Here is a 21,542-nt window from a genome sequence, read left to right on the forward strand (position 1 = left end):
ACTATGATTACCTTACACTTTCCTGATATTCTTCCCGAAGCTCTTCTGCCAGGGATTTCCTTATTTTTTTGCGGGTCACTTCCACAATATTCAGTTTCGTAATGTCCACCACATTCCCCTTGACCGGGTCCTGATTCAGGTATCTCTGCAGGGCCTGCAGCAGCTCATCTTTATCTTTTTGCTCTTTCAGATTAATGAAATCTATTAAGATCATTCCGGACAGATTGCGGAGACGAAGCTGCCTTGCGATCTCTTTGGCTGCCTCCAGATTAATTTTCCGGAAGGTCTCCTGGGAATCCTTTTTACTGGTATATTTTCCGGTGTTCACATCAACGGAGACAAATGCCTCTGTCTGCTGGATCACTAAAAACGCCCCTGATTTCAGCCACACTTTTTCAGAAACCGCCTCTTTGAGTACTGATTCCAGTGAATATAAGCGTGACAGAGGCAGAAGCTTATCCTCATAGAAACGCAGCTTATCAGCCGGCATTCCATAGTATTCCAGATAGCGTGAAACCTGGTCACAAAGCTCTCTGTCGTCTGTGACGATCTCATCCAGGTCCTGTTCATACACATTCTGCAAAACCTGCAGGTATTCCGGCAGATTTTCATGTATCAGGGAAAAACAGGTTCTTGTCAGGGCTTTTTCTTTTACCTGATGCAGGCATTTCATCAGCCGTTCCAGCTCGGACTGCAGTTCTTCCTCCGATGCGTTTCTGCTGTTAGTGCGCACAATGATACCGGCATCATCCGGCAGAATGGGACTGAGTATTTCCTTCAGCCTCTTTTTCTCCTCTGCGTTTAATTTCCCCGAGAACCCCGGCACAGCCTTAAGAGCGGTCACAACCAGATATCTTCCCGAGAAATTCAGATCACAGGTCACACAGGGAAGCTTTCCCCTGATGGGCTCTCTGCACACCTGCACCAGGAGTTCATCACCCGGCTTCAGCTTACCGTTTTTTTTCCGGTTGGTATAGATAGGGACTGCCTTTTCGTCCATAGAGTAATAACACATGATGCCATCCGCTATTTCTATGAAGGCCGCACGTATATTTTCAGCGATATTTTTTACTTTTCCCACATAAATATTGCCCAAAATATTCTTATGTTCAAACCGGCACAAGTCAAGCTGGCAGACACGCCCGTCCTGCACAAGGGCCGCCGCCAGCCGTTTTCTGCCGGAAATATCCATAGGCGTCAGAATCAGCTTACTCAATTTCCTCACCTAAATTTTCCAGCGGCACGAGATGCCGCTCCTCCTCTGTGCCGTTGTCGGCATAAAGTTCGCTTCTATGCACCATAAAGGCCCATTCATCGTAAGGCACACCTAAAAATGCACAGAAAGCTTCCATTACAAGCTCAGGCTTGGTGTTGTTGGAACTTCCCGCCGCCAGAGTCAGGTAAATGCTCCCCTCATTTTCTTCCATATGATATATAAAGGGGCGGATGTCCACTTCCTTTTCACTTTTCTTTGTCTTTTTCAAGATTGTGATGGATGGCTGGGCCGTAAATTCCGCAATTTTCTTCTTCCAGTCCTCTGACGGCTCTTTTCTCTCCCGAAAGGTGAGTACATAGTCAGCAGCAGCCACAAGAGACATGGCCTTTCCCGCCTTGCCTTCTTCTACCTGGCGGATGCTTAAAATGCGCATTCCCTCCACCATGGCATCATTCAGCCTTTTTACCATTTCTTCTGATGAAGAGGCACTCTTAAGCTCTAAATCAAAGTATTCACCTGTGCTGGTTATCCCCACACCCAGAGGTGAGGCAAAGGACATGATCATGTGAGGACTGTATCCTTCTGAAAATGCCGCATCCAGTCCTGCGCGTTTTACAGCTTTCTGGAAATACCGCATGATATCCAGATGACCGATAAATTTCATGGCCCCTTCTTTTGCAAATTTCACTCTAACCTTCAATGCAGACACCTCCTTTATAAGAAGCTGCTCCGCAGCCGGAACATTTTACCCGGCAGTTTGGTGTCACAACTCCCTCTTTTGCTCTCTCCCATTCTTTTAGAAGGAATTTTTTTGCTACCCCCGCGTGAATAAAGTCCCAGGGGAACAATTCATCAGCCGGACGCTCACGAAGCGTATAAAATTCCGGATCAATGCCCAGTTCTTCAAAGGCCTTCATCCAGATATCATAACGGAAATATTCGGACCATGCATCAAAAACAGCCCCGTTTTTGTAGGCCAGCTCCAGAACATCACAGATACGTCTGTCACCCCTTGCCAAAATCCCTTCCAGCACCGTGACATCTGCCTCATGGTAATTGTATTTGATACTCTTCTGGTTTAGCTGCGCACGGATCTCATCTTTCACAACTTTTGCTTTTGCCAGATACTCCTCTTTGCGGCACATGGAAGCCCACTGGAAAGGGGTAAACGGTTTCGGCACGAAAAAGGACGTACTGGCTACGATCTGGCATCTGCCCCGGCGCTGTTCTTTTGGTATTTCATAATATTTCTTGGCGACTTCTTCAGCAAGATGGGCAATGCCTTTCATATCCTCCTCTGTCTCCGTGGGGAGTCCCAGCATAAAATACAGCTTCACTCTGGTCCAGCCTCCCGCAAATGCTTCTGCCGCACCGTTTAAGATAACTTCCTCTGTCAGTCCTTTATTGATCACATCGCGCATACGCTGTGTTCCCGCCTCCGGGGCAAAAGTCAGACTGCTCTTCTTGATATCCTGAACCTTGCTCATAACATCCAGAGAAAAGGCGTCAATACGCAGGGAAGGAAGGGAGATGTTCACATTTCTTGCGGAACACTCCTGAATCAGATAATCTATCAATTCCGGCAGTTTGGAATAATCACTGGAGCTTAGGGAACTCAGGGAAATTTCTTCATGCCCGGTACTTTCAAGCATAGCCTGGGCCGTCTTTTTCAGGAATTCCACATCGCGCTCCCTGGTCGGTCTGTAAATCATCCCTGCCTGGCAGAAACGACATCCCCGGATACATCCCCTCTGGATTTCCAGGGTAACACGGTCCTGTGTGGCCTTGATAAACGGCACCACCGGTTTTTCCGGATAACAGACATCTGAGAGGTTCATGACAACCTGTTTTTCAATTATCTCTTTGGCATGCGGATTATTGGGGGTAAAGGACGCAAGTGTCCCATCCTCATGGTACGACGCGTCATAAAATGCCGGAACATAAATACCCGGTATTTCGGCAGCACGTTCTAAAAATTCTTTTTTGCTTTTTCCAACTTTTTTATATTCCTTATAGATGTCCAGAAATTCATCAAAAACCGTTTCGCCCTCACCGATATAGAACACATCAAAGAACTCGGCCAGCGGTTCCGGGTTATAGGTACAAGGACCTCCGCCTATGACGATGGGGTATTCTTCCCCTCTGTCTTTCGCGCGAAGGGGCATATGGCTCAGATCCAGAATCTGCAGAATGTTCGTATAACACATCTCGTACTGGATGGTTATGCCGAGAAAATCAAAGTCCTTTATGGGATCCTGGGATTCCAGCGCAAATAACGGAATCTGCTTTTTGCGCATAACCGCATCTAAATCCGGCCATGGAGAGTAGACACGTTCACACCATACATCCTCTCTTTTATTAAACATATCATATAATATCTGTATTCCCAGATGGGACATTCCGATTTCATACACATCCGGGAAACACATGGCAAAACGTATATCCACCTCATCTTTGTTCTTATTTACCGAGTTTACCTCATTACCAATGTAGCGGGCGGGTTTCTCGATTTTTAGTAATATTTCATCACTTAAAGCTAATTTTCTCATTATTTCTCCTTGATATTTTTTATAAATATACACAATATCAAACTATTCCTTCAGCCCACATCTCAACACAGGCCGACACAATTATAGCTCCATGCAGTATACTGTCCATATGAATGCTGCCTCACAAACACAATTTGTATCACTGTGATGCATGCTTGTTCAATTATACGCAGTTTGAGGAAGAACTTCAAGTAAAATTTGGTCTGTGCAGGCAAAACACCGGAATCATCAACAATCCGCAGGGAGATTACTTACCGGAGATTCCTCCCCCAAAGGGGGCACATTTTTTTTCGGAAATTGTTCTTTCAGATAACGGTAAAATGCCATCATATTCTCTGTCAGCACTTTATTATTTTTCTTAACAAAATTCACATCCCAGGTAAATCTGTCATCAGGGAACTTCTCATACCGAAGCCTGGCATCATCCGGCCGAATCGTATGGCCCGGAACCACAAACAGAAGATTATTGTGCTGGGCAATTTCTTTCAGCGAATTAAAATCACTGGACGCAATCACTATCTCCGGCTCAAAGCCCGCATTCCTGCAGGCAGTGTCAAAATTATGGCGGATATGAAACTGCGTGCTGAACATGGCATATCTCTGCCCTTTCAAATTCTCCATGGTAATCTTTTCTTTTTCATACAATTCATGGATACACGGTATACACAGATACACGCCCTCCTGAAACAACAGCTCCGATGAAAGCCTCTCCCTATCCACCACTCCCGTCGTGATACAAAAATCATATTCATCCTTCTTCGCAAGACTTTCCAGATAGTAATCCGTATGGTCTGAATACTCGATCTTCACATGGGGATGCAGCCTTTCAAAATCCCCTATCAGCCGGTAAGGCAGCGAAGAAACCACCCCGAATGCCATACCCAGATAAATCGTTTCCTGCGGCATATCCTCAATCTGCGTGATATGGGAGCACACATAATTCTTCCTCTCCAGAATAATACGGCACTCATTCAGAAAATACGTCCCAAACCTTGTCGGCGACACACCGTTAATATCCCGGTTCAGAAGCACACAACCAAGCTCCTCCTCCACTTCCCGGATGGTCTTTGATATCCCCTGCTGCGAAATATGATACGCCGCAGATGTCTTATTAATGCTCTTATATTCACATACCGCTACGAATAACTCCATTTGCCTGAATGTCATGTCCTAATCTCCTGTCTAAATCAGAAAGAATGCCTCTAACGCTCTGCCGGAAAAGATATTGAGGCTCCCTTTACCACTACAACCTTTTCCTTGTAATAGTACAATGTTTTTTCTTCTTTTTCAATCGCGGAATTTGTTATATATTTAACTTATCAAACAAACGTAAACGAAACTAAGGAGGTTTCTCAATGAAAAACAAGTATTATCCGCATCTTGCCAGCCCAATCACCATCAACAACCTGACATTCAAGAACAGAATCCTGGGCGCTCCCATGTCTAATCCCGAATTAGACTCTGACTGTAATATGCGCAAGGAAGAAATCGCATTTCACGAGAACCGTGCCCGCGGCGGCCTGGCAGGGGTTGCCATTGGTCTTGGCATCGTGGATGCCATCGGACGTTCCCACACGAAGGAAGTCAAGCTCTACGATGTTATGTCGCTTCCCTCCCTGAAGGAAGCTGCTAACGCCATGCACCGCCATAACTGCAATGCCGTTATGGAACTTGCCCACGGCGGCAAATTCGCCAATGCCCGGGGCCATGGAAGCGCAGAAGGTGTCAATATCGGCCCCAACGACGAGATCAACGGAGAAGGACATCCGGTCCGCAGCATGACGGAAGAAGACATCTACAGAGTTGCCGACTGCTTTGGTCAGGCTGCCAAACTGGTAAAGGAAGCCGGATTCGATATGGTACTGATTCACGGCGGACACGGCTGGCTCCTTGGACAGTTCAGCTCCCCGGCTATGAACCACAGAACAGACAGATGGGGCGGCAGCCTGGAAAACCGTATGCGTTTTTCTCTTCTTGTCATTGAAAAAGTAAGGGAAGCCGTAGGTCCTGATTTCCCCATCGAATTCCGTATGAGCGGTGCCGAGTTTACCAAAGGCGGATACGGTATCGAAGAAGGAATCGAGATGGCAAAAGCCATAGACGGCAAAGTTGACATTATCCATGTATCCGCCGGCGTTCACGAAGACCCGGAAGTATTTGTGCGTACACATCCGTCCATGTTCATTGAGCACGGCTGCAACGTATATCTGGCCGCAGAGATCAAGAAGCACGTCAAGACACCGGTGGCTACCCTGGGCGGCCTCAACGACCCGGATATGATGGAGGAAATCATCGCCACAGGCAAAGCGGATATCATAGAGATTGCCCGTCAGTCCATCTGTGACCCCTACTTCCCGGAAAAAGCATTTTCCGGCAACAAAGACGACATCACCCGCTGCTGCCGCTGCTTCACCTGCTTCTACAACTACCTGACAAACAGAACCTTCTGCTGCGCTTTCAATCCGGTTGTCGGCAATGAGCTGGAACACAAACATGCCTTTCCGCCTACAACACCGAAGAAAGTCATCGTAGTGGGCGGTGGCCCCGGCGGTATGGAAGCGGCCATCACAGCCGCAGGACGGGGACATTCTGTCACCCTTTACGAGAAAAACAGCCGTCTCGGAGGACAGCTTCTCTCCGAGCAGTACATACCATTTAAACAGGATATGTATAATTTTGTCAAAGTACTGGAAGGCCGCCTTGCCAAATCAGGTGTGGATGTACGCCTGAACACAGAGTTGACCGCAGAGCAGGCAGCCGCAGAAAATGCTGACGTTATCATCACTGCCATCGGTGCCAAACCCATTGTTCCGCCGATTCCGGGAATTGACAATGAAAAAGTTGTGGGGCTTACCGCTCTTCATCAGCCGGAACCGGCCCTTGGACAGAAGGTTGTCATCCTCGGCGGAGGACTTGTCGGTTCCGAATGCGCCATTTACCTGGACGGACTCGGCAAAGACGTAACGATCGTAGAAATGAAAGAGGACTGGGCAGCAGATTCCTATTTCATGCACAAAAATGCCATGAAGATTTATATGCGCGACAGCAACATCAAGATCCATGTGAACACCACTGCAAAGGCAATCACTGACAAAGGCCTTGTATGCCAGACTCCTGAGGGCGAGCTTGTTATCCCCGCAGACAACATCCTGCTGGCAGCCGGAATGAGAGCTGACCGAAAAACTGCCGAAAGCTTTTACAATGCAGCACCGCGTGTATTTGAAACAGGTGACTGTATCAAGGCAGGACGTGTTGTGGAAGCTGTCACTACGGGTTATTACCGGGCAATTGATATTTAAAGACTCGATTTATGACTTAACTACTCCATATTGGAACATGAAAGGATTAACATTATGGAAAAAGGCAGCAACCGAAGGGTGAAAACCGCCATTTACCTGTGTGCCATCCTGATGATGGGGGCTATCGCTGTGGCAAGCAATATTGCAAGTATTGCCGCAGCCTTCCCCGAGGCAGGCCAGACAAAAGTTGTCGCATATCTGATTTCCGCGCCCTGTCTGGTGGTTATACTGGTCACATTGGTTACAGGAAAACTGATGGATTTTGTCCCGAAAAAGACATTGATGATTGCAGGCGTTCTCTTCTGGCTTGTGGGGGGAGTTCTGCCTTACTTTATGGACAGTCTGGGGCTGATCCTTGTCATGCGCCTTATCTTCGGCGTAGGCGTGGGAATCGTCCAGTCCCTCTGTCCGGCACTGGTTATTGAGAATTTTGAAGACCCGGCCGAGAGGGCGAAAGTCATGGGGAATATGACCGCATTCCAGATGCTCGGTGCGATCTTCTTTTCATTGGTATCAGGCAACCTGGGCAGAATCAGCTGGAATATTGCGTTTTTAGTTCATCTCATCGCAATAGTATCCCTGATAGCCGCTGTCACCTGTATCCCCTACAAGCAGCCGGTTAAGACAAGTTCTTCCGGTGAAAAGGGGAAATTTCGGCCTACCGCTATGATGTGGGTATGGTGCGCGGCGTTCTTTGTCTATATGTCCGGTGCACAGACATATGCCAACTTTGCGTCCTCCCTCATCACGGAACAAGGTCTGGGTGACACGGTGGCAGCCGGTTATTCACTGGCATGTTTCGCCCTTGGCGGATTTGTTATGGGATTTATTTTCGGCAAAATTGCAGATATATTCAAGAAACTTACGCTTACCGTTGGCTGTGTGGTACTGTCATTATCCTTCCTAATCATGACATTTGCCGCTAACCTTCCCATGTCCTATCTGGGCGCGTTTATCTGCGGACTTGCCTTCTCCATCTGTATGCCGTGCATCTTAAACGGCGCAGGCGGAGCGGTTCCACAGGCTTCTTCCGGTATGGCAGTTTCCATTGCCACCTGCATGCAGAATGCAGGTATGACCGTGTGCCCGTACCTGGTGACAGCCGGCGGCGCAGCCTTTGCAGCTTCCGGGAAACTATCCGGAACACAGGGAGCCATGCTGTTCTCTATTATTATATTACTTGTACTGGCAGTGGCATTTACGGTGATTGGATTCGCCGGAAATAAGAAAACAATATAAAGTATAAAACAAGAATGGATCTTACACCAACTGCCGGAATCTTTCCTGGTCCGGCAGTTATTAACGAAAATTCTAACTCTTAATCCCGAAAAGCCGGGCTTTGTATTACGCGGTCCGTTTACAATTCTTCAATGAAATGATTTTCATACATATCCCAATACTTTTTATATACAAAATCCTCATTGCCGTTAAAATTTAATTGGTACATTCTAAATATTACGGGAATATTTTTGGGCTGCCACCGTTCTTCATACGAATAACAATATTTCATGCCCACTTTTTGCATAACCTTTCCGCTTCTCAGATTTTTCCTGTCATGAGTTGCCGTGATATAGGGAAGACCGTCTTTTTTACCTGCTCAATAACAGCTTTCGCCGCCTCTGACACAATTCCCTGATGCCAAAATTCCTTTCGGAGTCCATAACCAAAGTCGTGATGTTCTTCCATATCAACTTTAATATAACCGATCGGAAGGTTATCACTTTTAAGGCAAATGGCGTATGCGTATGCTTGTGGTAATTCATATTTTGCTGCATATCTTTCATAGTAAAATTTTTTAGTTTCTTCAAGACTTTCATTTATAATTTCTTTCAGCGTATGTTGTGCGTTTTCGGCAGTTTCCCGGTGAATATATCCCCTTCGATATTACATATCTCTTTCACAAAAATCTTCAAACCATCAACCAGCATTATGGTATCCTCATACTCGTCTATCTTCTTTATATTCCCGGTTACCGTAATATAGGAGCCACCGCTCTTTTTTTCGTCCGGCTTAAAATAAGTCACGGTTATCTGTGGTTGTCTGGGAAGCAGTATCTGTAACATTGCCATTTTTTCGTCCAAAACAGCCTTTGCATCCTCATCCAGCTCCATTCTTTCTTCTGTCCGTCTTGCCGTCTCCCAAATAGCGTCTTCATGTCCACTGAGAGCTGCAAACGGAGCAAATTGCGCTGCCCTGTCATGTATCGGCATCTGAGGATGGTGGGATGAGATATGATGCGGCAGACTGATAATATCGTCATAAGCATGTGAATTTCTATTTAACATCATTTATCTCCCTTCTATGCCTTATGGCCGCCAATCTGCTTATTGCGTTCTACCGCTGTCGCTCCTTCTTCCAGGTTCATGCCTTTCAGAATTGCATTTTTCCCGTATTTCTTTTTAATACTCAGCAGCGCCTGCTGCATTTTCTTTTCCCGCTGAAGCTCCGCTTCTTCCTCTTCCTTCTTTTTTTTCAGTGCCTCATAATCAGTGAATAGGTCAAGCTGCTCATATTCTTCCTCTCCCATTTCTGCTGTTCCTTCTGCAGCCAAACGATTTGCAGAAATATACATTCTTCTTACTAACAGATTTCTGTCAACAATTCTGTCATACAGCTCAGTAACCGCATTCAGGAGCAGCTTTGCAGAAGACGTCTTTTTCTTTAGATTTATTGTGCCATGGGCATGTTTTGGAGCCTTCCGGCCATAGCGGTCTGCAGAAATTTCACCCTTATACATCTTTTTAATGTCAGGGTCTTTCAGATTCTCTATATCATAGGAAACAGTCAGCACAAGCTGGTCTGTCACAAGCTCTTTGTCAACCAGGTCAAGTGCCAGCTGGTCCGTCATCTCACGAACGACAAGCCTTGCCTTTTGAAATGCATATGGACACGGCAGCACCTGGCCGGAACCGATACTTTTTTCAGCCGGTTTATAATTTTTAATATCAGCGATCGTGCAGGGTTCCCATCCCCAGGCATGGTCGATCAATAATTCCGCATTAACTCCAAACAGCTTATACAGCAACTCTTCATTATGGTATTCATTTGGTTTTCCCATGGAGCAGCGCGCGATATCTCCCATGGTATACAGTCCATTTTGTTCCAGTTTTTTTGCATAACCCTTTCCGACTCTCCAAAAGTCTGTCAACGGCTGATGGTCCCAAAGTATTTTTCTGTAAGACATTTCATTCAGGCTTGCAATACGGACCCTTTCTTTGTCCGGGGGGATGTGCTTGGCAACAATATCCATGGCAACTTTCGCCAGATACATATTAGTTCCGATTCCCGCCGTTGCCGTTATACCGGTATTTTTAAGCACATCCTGCATGATACTTTTTGCAAGTTTACGGGGTGAAACGGCATATGTGCTCAAATAATTTGTAACATCCATAAAAACCTCATCAATCGAATAGACATGGATGTCCTCGGGGGCAATATATTTTAAATAAATATCATAAATACGTGTACTGTATTCCAGGTAGCAGGACATTCTCGGCGGAGCAATGATATAGTCCGCTGAAAGTTCCGGTGACGCATCTAATTCATTCGCATCATATGAGGAACCTGTGAAGGTGTGCCCGGGCGATGCACTTAAACGTCGGGCATTAACCTTTCGCATGGTCTGCACTACTTCAAATAATCTTGGCCGTCCGTGAATCCCATAGTTTTTTAGGGATGGTGACACAGCAAGGCATATGGTCTTTTCCGTGCGGCCTGCATCCGCTACAACAAGATTTGTGGTCAATGGGTCAAGCTGTCTTTCGCGGCATTCCACCGAAGCGTAAAAGGACTTAAGATCTATAGCTATATAAGTACGATTACCGGTCACATAAAATTCCTCCTTCATTTTCTGCCTCAGTGTTTCCATACTGATTACACAATGTATAAGGCATATCTGAATAGTTTTTTTATATTATATAGCATAGTATATTTATTCACTTAAATCAAGGCTTTGTCGAATATATGTTCTATCTTTATTAAAATACACGCATGGTTTTAACTCGGTTCACAGACCCATGACTCGTAAGCTTTCACACTGTCCCTCAGACGTTTCATTCCATCTTCCACCTGCTGCCTTGGACATGCCAGATTCATGCGCAGGAAGCCACTCCCGTTCCGGTAATCGTTTCCGTCTGACAGGTATAAGCCGCTGTGGCTGCGGATAAAACGACAGAGTTCCCATGAATCTCCAGTTATAGACCTGCAGTCAATCCAGAGCAGATACGTTGCCCTGGCGGGAACGGCGGATACACCTTTAATCTCATTTTTTATGTACTCCTCTGCATACCTCCTGTTCTCCCACAGATATTCTCTCAGGGCATCCAGCCATTCACCGCCCCTGCCAAATGCCGCGATCGGGGCTATGGCTGCAAATACATTAGGCTCTGCCACTTCATCAGTATTCAGTCCTCGAACAACTTTATGCCTCAGATTGTCATTCGGAACAATCACAGCAGCCGTCTGAATCCCCGCCAGATTAAATGCCTTTGTAGGGGATACGCATGTGATGCTGTTATTCCGGCAGTTCTCCGATACAGAGGCAAACGGTGTATAATCATAACCAGGCTCTGTAATATCGCAGTGTATCTCATCCGATAAAACCGTCACGTGATATTTGACACATAAGTCTCCAATTCTCTGAAGTGTTTCTCTGTCCCAGATTTTTCCTACCGGATTATGGGGATTGCAAAGGAGCAGAAGAGTCGTCTGGGTATCTTGGAGCTTTTCTTCCAAATCTGTAAAATCGATCTGATAGGCATCTCCATCATATTTTAGTCGATTCTCCAGTACATTCCTGCCATTATTCACGATGGAATGAAAGAATATGTTATATACCGGAGTCATTACTATCACATTCTCCCCGACAGTCGTAATCTTACGGACAATACTGGATATAGCGGGTACGACACCGGTACAAAAAGCCAGCCACTCTCTTCTGATTTCAAACTGATGCCGGTTTTTCCACCAATTCTTGTAAGCCTCGTACCACCCATCTGTCACTATCGTATATCCGAATACTCCCTGTCCGGCTCTTTCCATCATACTTGCCGTTATTTCCGGCGCTGTCTGAAAATCCATGTCAGCCACCCACATGGGAAGTTCATTTTCATTCACATCCCATTTCATGGATCCTGTATTTCTGCGGTCTATCTTTTCATCAAATAGAAATTTCATTTCTTCTCCCCCTGTTCCCCTGTCTCAAACGTGACTTCTACGGTTCCGCTTGTCAGGGTGCTGCATCCTGCATCTTCGATATGGCCGATCCTGGTATAGCTGTAAGATGTGCTGAAGTCCTCAAAAAAAGGACAAGGCAGTCAGAGCCAAAGAGCATAATGTCTCCTGTATGGATACTGCCAAACTCATATCCTCAGTGAAGAAAACTACGAACCAACACCACTGCCCCAAAAAAGATCAGGATCGTTCCAAATATCCGGTTCATGGCTGACAGATGACTGTTCCCGGCTTTTTTCTTTAATAAGGTAACCACACCGGAAAGCGTTCCCCACCAAATATAAGTTCCGATAAACACACCGCAAACCAATCCGATCCCATCGGCTGGTTCTATCCGTCCATCAATACCAAACCAGGAAAACGCAAACAGAAACGTAAGGATGGCTGCCGGGTTTGTGATTCCCACTGCAAAGAAAGCCGCGAACATCCGGAAACCTCCGGCGTTGTCCGGCATATCCTGGGATCCTGCGTTTATTTTCGTGAACATGCTGATGCCTATGCCCAGAATCAAACAGCTTCCGATCATGTTCATAACACTTTCATGCTGAAGCAGAAAAAATGCCCATCTGTTCCTTCCTCTCCATTCCTGTCTGTTCATCTGCCGGATTTTTTTTGCTAAACCGCCATCTTCTCCGAATCTTGGTCCATTATGCAGGTAATGACTGTTTTATCCGGATCTACTTTATCTTTTTCAATGATCAATTCCTTAATGTAATCCGCCCGGATGCTTCCTCCCAACGGATTCATGACGCTGTCAATCTTCCCGTTAATTTCTGCATCCACAGTAGAATACTCGAATGCAAGGGTGGTATTCAGCAGTCTGCAGTTTTTCATGACAAGATTGTCGATATAGCACATTCCCTGCAGACTTTCTACCGTACAGTTGATCAGAGTCAGGTTCCTGGCATTCCAGCCCAGATATTCCCCTGAAATAAAGGAATCATATACAGTCACGTTTTCACTATTCCAGAAAGCATCTTTTGAAAGCAGTCTGGCATTATGGATTTCCATATTTTTAACCCCGTCAAAGGAATAATTACCAACTAACTGAAAATCCCGAAGCTTCATATTCCGGCTGTTCATGGCAAAGTAGTCACCCCTGGCTGTTACCTGCTCCATAATAACATCTTCACAGTTCCACAGAGTTTCTGCTGCATTGGGAAAATTCACATTTTGAAGGGTCACGCCATGACATCGTCGGAAATTCTTCGGTGCCTCAATAACTGCATTCTTTACCGTGATATTGTCTGTATACCAAACACCAGCGCGGCCCATCTCAAACCATGTACAGTCCTCAGCGGTAATATTCTTACAGTACCATAAGGGATACTTCCACTTGAACATGCTGCCGTAAAGTTCAATATCATGACTTTCCTTCAGCGGTGACTCCCCATCTGCAAATATGGTGTCGTATATTTTTAAATTCTCACCATTAAAAAGTGCACGTTCCCCTGTTAGATACTCCTGTCTGATTTCTTTCATTTCCTGTCTCTCCTTTTATTTTGAAATATTATCATTTTGTTTTTCTTCTACCGCGGTCACAAAGTCATCCGTTGCATCAAATGTCCCTATCCTGGTATATTCTCCCGTAATTTCAGCGTCCCGGTAAAACAATACAATACGGTTAGGGTCCGAGTAATAGACTTCCCCGGCCTTTTCCGATGTCACGGTTTCCGAATCGGAAGGGATATCCTATTCCTTATAAACTGAAATTGTAATGGTACCATTCAGTTTATCAATATCCTCTTTACCGGAGAGAATAGTTCCAAGCTCATACAGGCTGCTGTTCGGGTCACAGGGAGCATAGAACATCACTACATCTCCCCACGGTTCGTAGTAGGACAAAGACCCAGTTTCACCACCGCTTAACGGGGTACCCGATGTATCCAGCTTCTGCGTAGGATAAAAAGTCATTTCATTGCTGCTGAAAGGCTTCACTTCCATTGTCAGCGGCAGCTGTGCATACAATGCTTTGGCAGCCTGACTGTTGTTCAGTTCATAAATCATTTCATAATTCGCTGATTTTACAGATATTTTCATAGTATTGTTCTCCTCTTTGTCTGTTGGTCCGCTTTCATTCTGTTCCGTCTGCTGTATATCATTTTTTTCAACTGCTTTATGATTTTCCGGATTGTCCTGCTGTGCCGGATCCGCGGATGTGTTATACGGGATTCCCGTGCTGTTTGAATTCCCGCATCCGGTCATCCCAAGCAGCAGGAATATTACAGCGATTAAAATTATCATTCTTTTCATATCCATCCTCCTGATTCCGGCAGAGCAGACCTTTTCCGGGCATTTATAGTGGTGTACGGAATCGGCTCTGTGCTCTGCCTTGGCCGCCCGGTCAATACAAAAGGGCGGAACCTGAGCTTCATCACGGAAATGCCAATTTTATAGAAATGCCCCATTGCAGACCTGCAGCACCTGTCCCCGGACTGCTTTTCCCATTTTGCTCGCAAGATATAAACAGGCATACGCCTGATCCAAAGGGTCGCATTCCGGTCCCGGAAAATACACATAATGTCCGCTGTATTCCAGCATTTTTGCTCCGCCCGGCTGCTCACCAGCCCTGTTTGCCAGATGCGCCGGCGTAACCGTTGCCCCCGGAGCCACCGCATTGCATCTGATATTGGTATCCACCAGCCTCATAGCAACATTTTTTGTCAGGGTATTGAGTGCCCCTTTTGTGGACGTATTCCTTCTACTACCTGATCCAGTTTTTCTCTTCCTCTGGCAGTGAGCACAACACTGGCGCCTTCTTCGGCAAACAGTTCCGCCATAGACTGCCCCATTCCATAACTTGCCCCGGTAATCATTGCCACTTTTCCATCTAACATTTTTGCTTCCATAATATTCAAAGCTCCTTTTTTAATCTGCCGAATTCCTGTTTACAAGCTTCTTCCAAACGCTCTTAATTCGTCCAACTTCTCTTCGGATTTATTCTGCTTGTCAAATGCCGTAAAGATTCCCATATTTTTCAAATTCAGATAATCCAGAAATGAATTCTCATATTCATAGACTGCTCCGTCATAAACCTTGTCGCTGCCGGAGCTTAAAATCAGCGCCGCTTTTTTCAGGTTCTTTGGTTTATCTAAGGCATAGATGCGGTTAATGGCGCATTGCAGCTGTCCGGTAAAGCTGTGGTAATAAACAGGGGATGCCAGTACGATCATTTCAGCTTCTGATAAAAGGGGATAGATCTCCTGCATATCATCCTTCTGTATACAGACTCCGTTTCCTTTTGTATGGCAGTATTCACATGCCAGACATCCGGATATATGTTTGCTGCAGACCGGGATAACTGTGATATTGTGATGTTTCTCTGCCGCTCCTTCTAAGAAAGCCGAGACCAATGCGGCAGTATTCCCATTCTTTCTGGGGCTGCCGTTCAACACTAAGATATTCATAAATGCCCTTCTTTCTACTCACTCTATAAGCTGTTTATTTTTTCAGCTGGTAAACAAGGTAATCCAGACAGGAGATATGTTCTTCCTCTTTATGTACCTTGCTTAGAAGCTGCTTTCTGTGTTTTTCCAGTAAAAACAGCTGTTCACTCAAATTTTCCGAGTCATAGCATTTCATGAAATATTCAATCATATCTATACTGCATCCCGCATCTTTGAGATTTTGAACAACTGTTTCTCTGGTCTCAAGATTTATCATTCTACTATCGTCACCTTCTCTCTGATCTTTCAGGCAATATACGGCAAATTCTGTTCTCCATATCAGTATAATCTGTAAATAATAAAATAGCCAATACTTATATTATATTGATTGTTATAGTTAAAACCTATACTATTTTGTGTTAATGTATTATAAATCTAATTGTAAAGGAAATTTCCAGATGGAATTACGGATACTTCATGATTTTCTGGAGATAGCAAGAAAATAGAGTATTGTAAGGACAGCTGCATCGCTTCCTCTCCCAGCCAGCACTTTCAATACTTTCGACATAAATTAAAAATATGGAGGAGGAATTTGGCAAGCAGTTTCTGATATGGGGAACAAACGATTCACGAAAGGTCACTCTGACAGAAGAAGGAATGACCTTGTGCAAACAAGCAGATGAGATATTGAAGAAATATTAGAATTGGTCAAAAAGGCAGCAATTGAGATCACATTTTCATTCTTTTTCTGCATGGCAATAGCATGCAACACTATTCCTATATTAACTGCTGAAGTTTTTCCCGAATGTTGTCAGTTCCTTTTATACCTATCATAGGAACAGATATGTTCTCTTCCGAAAGCCGCTTAACAATTTTTTCTACAAATAACCCCATTCCATTGATTTCTGCATTATAGTCTGATGTTGTGTCTATACCACAATTTGGAGATCGGTTTGCCCCAATCATGCCGATAACTTCAAATCCGTATTTTTTATACTCCACAATTTGTTGTACTACAAGATCTGCCAGCCCTGCCAGTTTTATATTCAAGCTGTCATTTTTCATTGCTGAACGTATTCTTGTATTCTCTACCACTACCGGACTATCTGCTCCGTAGATATTTCCCCTGTCAAGTCCTAAACAGCAAAACTCCGGACAAGGCATTTGGACGATACCAACATCAGAATTTAAGAAAAAATCAATAACCTCTTTAAATGCTGCCGGATATACCGCCGTTCCATCGGAAATAGAATTTTGGTTTAAAAGGCAATGTGCAATAAAAACAACTTTTTTACTTCTCTTATCATGGAACATATTTTATCCTCACACTTTCAAATATTCAACCGGTTAACCTGAAAATCACTTCTATAGCTTCATGGCTCATACTTCTATTCCGCTGTAGGAGATACGCTTTCTATCAGAGATAGTTCTCTATCCTGCATTGCTCTACAACGCGTTTTCCCAACAATGTGATGGCCTGTCTGGGGCAGCGGTTGATGCAGCGATAGCACATTGTGCATTGATTACCCGACTTAGCTCTGCCATCCACCAGAGTAATGTTTTTCATGGGACACACTGCCGCGCATAGTCCGCAGCCGGTACATTTATGAGTATTTATTTTCAATTGATCTGTATAGTGCTTTGTCCGGTTATAAAAGTAAAGCCGTTGTCCAAATAGGCCTGCCAGATGATAAAAGGGTCCGATGCCCTCCTGAGGCGGAGTTCCATTCTTTGTTTTGTATGCGGCTTCAGCGGCCTTTTTTCCCGCATCTGCAACAAGATGCCTGTTTTTCTCAATTGAACGTTTGAGTGCTTTTTCGTCGCTGATACTGTCCGGCATTTTCAAATGCAGCCCACCAGTGATCACAGCACCGTGCTGATGTAACATACGTGCCAGCAAGCCGGCTCCGTCACCGCTGAACAGGCCCATTGTTGCAATGACAAAAACCCGCTTGTTCTTCCACAGCTGATGATGCTGATCCACAAAATCTTTCACGATTTTCGGAAGATTACTGAACTGTACGGGATAACTGAATACGAGATCCTCATGTTCTCTGATTTTTATGAGCAGTTCTTCATTTTCAATACTGAACGCCTCTGCTCCCGAATCATATTCCTGTAGAAACTTCTCAATACAATATTTCGAGTTTCCCGTTCCGCTAAAATATATTCCAATCATCTATTGCCCCTTTCACAATTTACCCATTTTCGCTACACCTTATGTTCTATAATGCCGACAGCTCAAATGAACTTCCACATTTTCCTCATTGCTTTCCATCCTTCCCGAATTTCCGCTTTTATATCATGGTTTTCTATAAAGATCATAGCGGCTGTTTTCGGAATCAAACAATGTGAACCCACACGAAACTGTTATTGGCAGTGTTCCAAAATCTTCTTCGCTGCTGTCTTCGCATTTATAAGTCTGCTATGCACCTGTTCTCACGGATATTTAACTTTCTGATATTTTAGAAGGATCATCCAAATAAAACTCAATGTATCCGCAGGACGGGCATACTGCACAATGTACCTTACCCAGAGTTTCTTTAAAAATACCGGGCTTTGTTATTTTTAGTCCATATGCCGCGCCTTCCACTTTTACATCAAAATTCTCTTTTAGTTCAACCTCACATCTAATACATTTTCTCATCCTGCTGCCTCCACGATTTTCCTGTTCTGCAAGTTAATATTGTCTGACAATGCCTCCGTTTACTTTTCGACTGAAAGAAACGGGGGAAAGGTATCGGAACTCCGGCTGCGCTGCATTGTTTCTGTGTGCACATCAAAACATCTGCCATTGTATTCATAGTGCAGTTTTCCGTCTTCATTATAAAAACGATGTTCCGCTTGAAACGCCACAGGTTTGAAGCGCTCACCTTGTATGGGCTGATCCCGATACAGCACCTGATCTTCTGATAATTTCAGCACATTATCTTCAAGACGGACATCATAAATCCCACTTACCACAGCCTCTGCCGCCACACTTTTTCCTGAAGCTGAAACAAACCGAAAAAATCCGGTCACAGCATTCGTGCTCTTCCGTTCTGCCAATTCAAATCGGAACAAGGATACCGCACTAAAATCCTTTCGCAGTTCCTCCCGTTGGCCATCCTCTCCCATAAGCCATATTTTCTCATTTGATATGATAAACATATCCAACTGAAATCCACTTTGAGAATATTTCAGATTAGAAAAAGATATTTGATCCGAGTATACGCCCTGCAGCGCACCGTTTTCCAATTTGTAAATCAGTTCCTCTGTAAACAGCGTTCTGCCATTCACATTCGCCTCAATAAAGTTAATAATTTCTTTCATTCTGAAATTCTCCTTCTCCAACCGGGGTATCTTGCCTCTGTTATCTCTTCCTTTTCCGGCATACTGCCCTTGATACGGCTAACTCTATGATAACATATACAGAGCTTATTTTCATCCGATTGCGTTACATTTACCAATGAATATTCTTACGGTTCTGCTGTCTGTTTTCTCCATGTTTAAACTGTATTGTGTTCCCACACCGGAAGATGACACAATATTCAATATAAAGTCAGCTAAATGGTTTTATTATATAAGTCTTGACTTTGTGCAACTAGTTGCATATAATGAATAGGTAACCAGTTGCATATCGGAGGCGTGTTTATGAACAGAACAGAAAAAGAAGAGTTTATAATCGGAAGTATTTCTTTGCTTTCAAATAAAATAACACTGTTTGGGGATTCTATATTCCCTGATATCACTTTCAAGCAATGGTTCTTGCTGATGATGATTTCTAAAATGGAACTCCAGGATAAGAATCTCAATAATATTGCTGAATTTGTAGGAACCACAAGACAAAATGTCAAAAAAATGCTGGTGCCATTGGAAAACAAGGGATATGTGATGATTGGAAAATCCAAGAAAGATGCGAGGGCTTTAAAAGTTGAACTGACAGAAAAAGCATATCAGTATTTTGCTGAAAATAATGAACCCACTGCTTGTGAAGCCAACCGATTATTTTCATCATTTTCAGTCAATGAAATTGACAGTTTCATTTATGCTCTTGAAAAATTACTCGGTTGTTTTGAAACTTATGGGAAGGACAGGTAAAGATATGGATAATACGAAACCAATCATTAAGTATTTAGATGTACTCATAATTCTGCTGCTGTTGATTGTAACAATTTTAGGTGTATGTTCTTTTCATACTTCATTTTCCTATGAGTTTGTGAATCAATATGGCCAGAAAGTACAAATGTGGGGAGCCGGTATCTATGCTCATGATTCTTATTTTAAAGCACCTATTTTTATTGGCTCTGATTTTACAATCCTGTTATTTGTTGTTCCGCTGTCAATTGTCACTTTTTTTAAAGCAAAGAAAAAACAGAGTATGGAATATGATATACGCAGTTTTGGAATTATCAGTTTGCTGCTTTACTATTCTGCAAGTCTGGCCTTTGGTGTTACCTATAACCGTTTACATTTAATATATATCGCACTATTTGGTATGTGCTCTTTCAGCGTAAGTGTATTATTTGCAAAATTGCATGCAGCCGGTGTCCGGCAGGGAAAGGTCTGCTCATATCCTTTTACAAAAGGAATGAAGGTATTTTTACTGGCGGCAGGCATATCACTGTTTGCTGCATGGCTTCCCGATATTATAATATCCATTGCAAAAGGAACATCGCTGGAATTGATTGAAGTATACACAACGGAAATCACATATGTACTCGATATGGGCATTATAAGTCCCTTAATATTCATTACATATTATTTAGTCAGACATGGAGATTTTATCGGATATGTTTTTCTCCGAATGATTTTTAAAATATGTATGTGTGTTGGTATTATGCTCCCTGTTCAGACTTTTTTCCAACTGTCCGCAGGTATTTCAATACCCATACCTGCCTTAATAACGAAATGCCTTACCTTTGTTGTCATGGCTTTTTTTGCCGCTTACTTTGATTATCGTCTAAAACGGAAAACACATTATATTTCGTCAGCGGATAACTATAACGAAGGAAGGCATTAGCCGTATCTTAAGGATCTGACGCACCGGAGGATAGATTCCGGCCTGCGGTGTGGATTTTCTTCCCCGGCGGGAACAACGTGGTCAACAAAATAAGATACCCCTTATTACCATTGTGATCGGTCCGCATTTCTGGTCATATGGTGCTTTCCCCTTCCGACGCAAGCTGGACATATTCACGGATTGCCTCCAGAGCCATTCCTGCCTTTTTAAAACGCATTACAAAATCGATCCAGTTCAAAGCTGCGTCATCATAATTCCTGATTCCCGAAGCATTTCTCGGCACTTCCGGAATCAGCCCTATCCTCTCATAGTAGCGGAGATTGTCAACCGATATACCTGTTTTTCAGACGCCTCTTTAATCGTCATATAACCTGCCTCCTGTTCTTAGAATAGATTCTGTAATGACTATAAACCCCGAACTCAACGAAAGGTCAATACCTCTACTTTACTTTTTCTTGACATTCACTGCATTCTCTATCATGGATGGAGATAATACCACCGCATTTAGAGCAGGTATATTTTTCTTTCTGTTTCTCCATGAATTTTTCCAAACCATATTGTCGAACAAATTCGCTGTTATCCATAAGGCTTGCCTGATACCTCTTGTTATAACTTTTTTCAAGATTCCTTATCAGCTTACACGGATAATCAGAACACTCAAAGCAATAAGATAATTCTTTGATCTTGATACAATCCTTTATCTTACATTTACGGCAATGCTCCGGTTTTCCCTTGTCACTGTTCAAGCACCCTGCACATGGCTTTTTGTGGTAACAGTGCTTGTAGCAAACTTTACAATTCATTCCGCAAGGAGCGAACATACTGGTATCTATATTCTCTATGGGCATTTTCAAAATA

At 43.9% G+C, this 21,542-nt stretch carries 26 protein-coding genes; 4 read left to right on the plus strand and 22 right to left on the minus strand.

Going from position 1 to position 21,542, the window contains the following annotated elements:
• Window positions 1-7: 7 nt before the first annotated feature.
• From MUB35_RS19265 to MUB35_RS19280, 4 genes are all read right to left on the minus strand, one after another.
• Window positions 8-1,225 carry a ribonuclease E/G gene (locus MUB35_RS19265; RefSeq protein WP_033139567.1) on the minus strand — a complete coding sequence of 406 codons (1,218 nt, stop codon included), beginning with the start codon at window positions 1,223-1,225 and terminating at the stop codon, window positions 8-10.
• Complete coding sequence (locus MUB35_RS19270; protein WP_033139566.1) at window positions 1,209-1,916, minus strand: TIGR03936 family radical SAM-associated protein; 708 nt, start codon at window positions 1,914-1,916, stop codon at window positions 1,209-1,211. Before MUB35_RS19270 ends, MUB35_RS19265 begins: the two co-directional genes overlap by 17 nt.
• On the minus strand, window positions 1,906-3,765 hold the full coding sequence (locus MUB35_RS19275) for a TIGR03960 family B12-binding radical SAM protein (RefSeq protein ID WP_033139565.1): 1,860 nt from the start codon (window positions 3,763-3,765) through the stop codon (window positions 1,906-1,908). Before MUB35_RS19275 ends, MUB35_RS19270 begins: the two co-directional genes overlap by 11 nt.
• A 228-nt stretch (window positions 3,766-3,993) precedes the next feature.
• Window positions 3,994-4,932, minus strand: coding sequence for a LysR family transcriptional regulator (locus MUB35_RS19280; protein ID WP_052098944.1), 939 nt, complete (start codon window positions 4,930-4,932; stop codon window positions 3,994-3,996).
• 188 nt (window positions 4,933-5,120) lie between these two features.
• Here MUB35_RS19280 and MUB35_RS19285 point away from each other — a divergent pair, with 188 nt between their 5' ends.
• Window positions 5,121-7,064 (plus strand): oxidoreductase, encoded by a 1,944-nt coding sequence (locus tag MUB35_RS19285; RefSeq protein WP_033139564.1) that lies wholly within the window; start codon window positions 5,121-5,123, stop codon window positions 7,062-7,064.
• A 54-nt stretch (window positions 7,065-7,118) separates the two neighbouring features.
• A complete protein-coding gene (locus MUB35_RS19290; RefSeq protein WP_033139563.1) occupies window positions 7,119-8,303 on the plus strand; it encodes an MFS transporter in 1,185 nt (394 codons plus the stop codon).
• 300 nt (window positions 8,304-8,603) lie between these two features.
• On the opposite strand, the gene MUB35_RS31045 is transcribed toward MUB35_RS19290, so the two are convergent.
• The 16 genes from MUB35_RS31045 to MUB35_RS19380 form a co-directional block, all read right to left on the minus strand.
• Window positions 8,604-8,933 (minus strand): GNAT family N-acetyltransferase, encoded by a 330-nt coding sequence (locus MUB35_RS31045; RefSeq protein WP_317430616.1) that lies wholly within the window; start codon window positions 8,931-8,933, stop codon window positions 8,604-8,606.
• Window positions 8,894-9,352, minus strand: coding sequence for a hypothetical protein (locus MUB35_RS19300; RefSeq protein WP_033139562.1), 459 nt, complete (start codon window positions 9,350-9,352; stop codon window positions 8,894-8,896). The genes MUB35_RS31045 and MUB35_RS19300 overlap by 40 nt, the downstream gene beginning before the upstream one ends.
• A gap of 11 nt (window positions 9,353-9,363) precedes the next feature.
• Window positions 9,364-10,911 (minus strand): Y-family DNA polymerase, encoded by a 1,548-nt coding sequence (locus MUB35_RS19305; protein WP_244806647.1) that lies wholly within the window; start codon window positions 10,909-10,911, stop codon window positions 9,364-9,366.
• Between the two features lie 149 nt (window positions 10,912-11,060).
• Window positions 11,061-12,239 carry a MalY/PatB family protein gene (locus MUB35_RS19310; RefSeq protein ID WP_033139560.1) on the minus strand — a complete coding sequence of 393 codons (1,179 nt, stop codon included), beginning with the start codon at window positions 12,237-12,239 and terminating at the stop codon, window positions 11,061-11,063.
• Window positions 12,240-12,432: 193 nt separating this feature from the next.
• A complete protein-coding gene (locus MUB35_RS19320) occupies window positions 12,433-12,828 on the minus strand; it encodes a LysE family transporter (RefSeq protein ID WP_156120801.1) in 396 nt (131 codons plus the stop codon).
• An 83-nt stretch (window positions 12,829-12,911) separates the two neighbouring features.
• The gene (locus tag MUB35_RS19325) at window positions 12,912-13,778 is read right to left on the minus strand and encodes a DUF3737 family protein (protein ID WP_033139559.1); all 867 of its coding nucleotides are present in this window, start codon (window positions 13,776-13,778) and stop codon (window positions 12,912-12,914) included.
• Between the two features lie 15 nt (window positions 13,779-13,793).
• On the minus strand, window positions 13,794-13,985 hold the full coding sequence (locus MUB35_RS30845; protein WP_187370685.1) for a cyclophilin-like fold protein: 192 nt from the start codon (window positions 13,983-13,985) through the stop codon (window positions 13,794-13,796).
• A 3-nt stretch (window positions 13,986-13,988) separates the two neighbouring features.
• Window positions 13,989-14,549: a cyclophilin-like fold protein gene (locus MUB35_RS19335; protein ID WP_033139558.1), complete on the minus strand. Its 561-nt coding sequence runs from the start codon at window positions 14,547-14,549 to the stop codon at window positions 13,989-13,991.
• A gap of 138 nt (window positions 14,550-14,687) precedes the next feature.
• Complete coding sequence (locus tag MUB35_RS19340) at window positions 14,688-14,945, minus strand: SDR family oxidoreductase (RefSeq protein WP_197064073.1); 258 nt, start codon at window positions 14,943-14,945, stop codon at window positions 14,688-14,690.
• A 14-nt stretch (window positions 14,946-14,959) separates the two neighbouring features.
• Window positions 14,960-15,145: an SDR family NAD(P)-dependent oxidoreductase gene (locus tag MUB35_RS19345; protein ID WP_033139557.1), complete on the minus strand. Its 186-nt coding sequence runs from the start codon at window positions 15,143-15,145 to the stop codon at window positions 14,960-14,962.
• Between the two features lie 39 nt (window positions 15,146-15,184).
• Window positions 15,185-15,703 carry a flavodoxin family protein gene (locus tag MUB35_RS19350; protein ID WP_103732761.1) on the minus strand — a complete coding sequence of 173 codons (519 nt, stop codon included), beginning with the start codon at window positions 15,701-15,703 and terminating at the stop codon, window positions 15,185-15,187.
• Between the two features lie 34 nt (window positions 15,704-15,737).
• Window positions 15,738-15,959: a hypothetical protein gene (locus MUB35_RS19355; RefSeq protein ID WP_033139555.1), complete on the minus strand. Its 222-nt coding sequence runs from the start codon at window positions 15,957-15,959 to the stop codon at window positions 15,738-15,740.
• A gap of 500 nt (window positions 15,960-16,459) precedes the next feature.
• Window positions 16,460-16,996 carry a CD3072 family TudS-related putative desulfidase gene (locus MUB35_RS19365; RefSeq protein ID WP_033139554.1) on the minus strand — a complete coding sequence of 179 codons (537 nt, stop codon included), beginning with the start codon at window positions 16,994-16,996 and terminating at the stop codon, window positions 16,460-16,462.
• Window positions 16,997-17,099: 103 nt separating this feature from the next.
• A complete protein-coding gene (locus tag MUB35_RS19370; protein ID WP_033139553.1) occupies window positions 17,100-17,861 on the minus strand; it encodes an EFR1 family ferrodoxin in 762 nt (253 codons plus the stop codon).
• Between the two features lie 270 nt (window positions 17,862-18,131).
• A complete protein-coding gene (locus tag MUB35_RS19375; RefSeq protein WP_033139552.1) occupies window positions 18,132-18,329 on the minus strand; it encodes a hypothetical protein in 198 nt (65 codons plus the stop codon).
• Window positions 18,330-18,388: 59 nt separating this feature from the next.
• The gene (locus tag MUB35_RS19380; protein WP_033139551.1) at window positions 18,389-18,994 is read right to left on the minus strand and encodes a hypothetical protein; all 606 of its coding nucleotides are present in this window, start codon (window positions 18,992-18,994) and stop codon (window positions 18,389-18,391) included.
• Window positions 18,995-19,315: 321 nt separating this feature from the next.
• Here MUB35_RS19380 and MUB35_RS19385 point away from each other — a divergent pair, with 321 nt between their 5' ends.
• Both MUB35_RS19385 and MUB35_RS19390 read left to right on the plus strand, forming a co-directional pair.
• Window positions 19,316-19,762: a MarR family winged helix-turn-helix transcriptional regulator gene (locus MUB35_RS19385; RefSeq protein WP_052098935.1), complete on the plus strand. Its 447-nt coding sequence runs from the start codon at window positions 19,316-19,318 to the stop codon at window positions 19,760-19,762.
• A gap of 4 nt (window positions 19,763-19,766) precedes the next feature.
• Window positions 19,767-20,684, plus strand: a complete 918-nt coding sequence (locus tag MUB35_RS19390; RefSeq protein ID WP_033139550.1) for a hypothetical protein — start codon at window positions 19,767-19,769, stop codon at window positions 20,682-20,684.
• 133 nt (window positions 20,685-20,817) lie between these two features.
• On the opposite strand, the gene MUB35_RS19395 is transcribed toward MUB35_RS19390, so the two are convergent.
• Window positions 20,818-21,018, minus strand: coding sequence for a MerR family transcriptional regulator (locus MUB35_RS19395; protein WP_331477590.1), 201 nt, complete (start codon window positions 21,016-21,018; stop codon window positions 20,818-20,820).
• A 106-nt stretch (window positions 21,019-21,124) separates the two neighbouring features.
• Window positions 21,125-21,538: a DUF3795 domain-containing protein gene (locus MUB35_RS30850; protein ID WP_033139549.1), complete on the minus strand. Its 414-nt coding sequence runs from the start codon at window positions 21,536-21,538 to the stop codon at window positions 21,125-21,127.
• Window positions 21,539-21,542 lie beyond the last annotated feature (4 nt).

Source organism: Blautia sp. NSJ-175 (assembly GCF_022867815.1).
In the GTDB taxonomy this organism is placed as follows: Bacteria; Bacillota; Clostridia; order Lachnospirales; family Lachnospiraceae; genus Blautia; species Blautia celeris.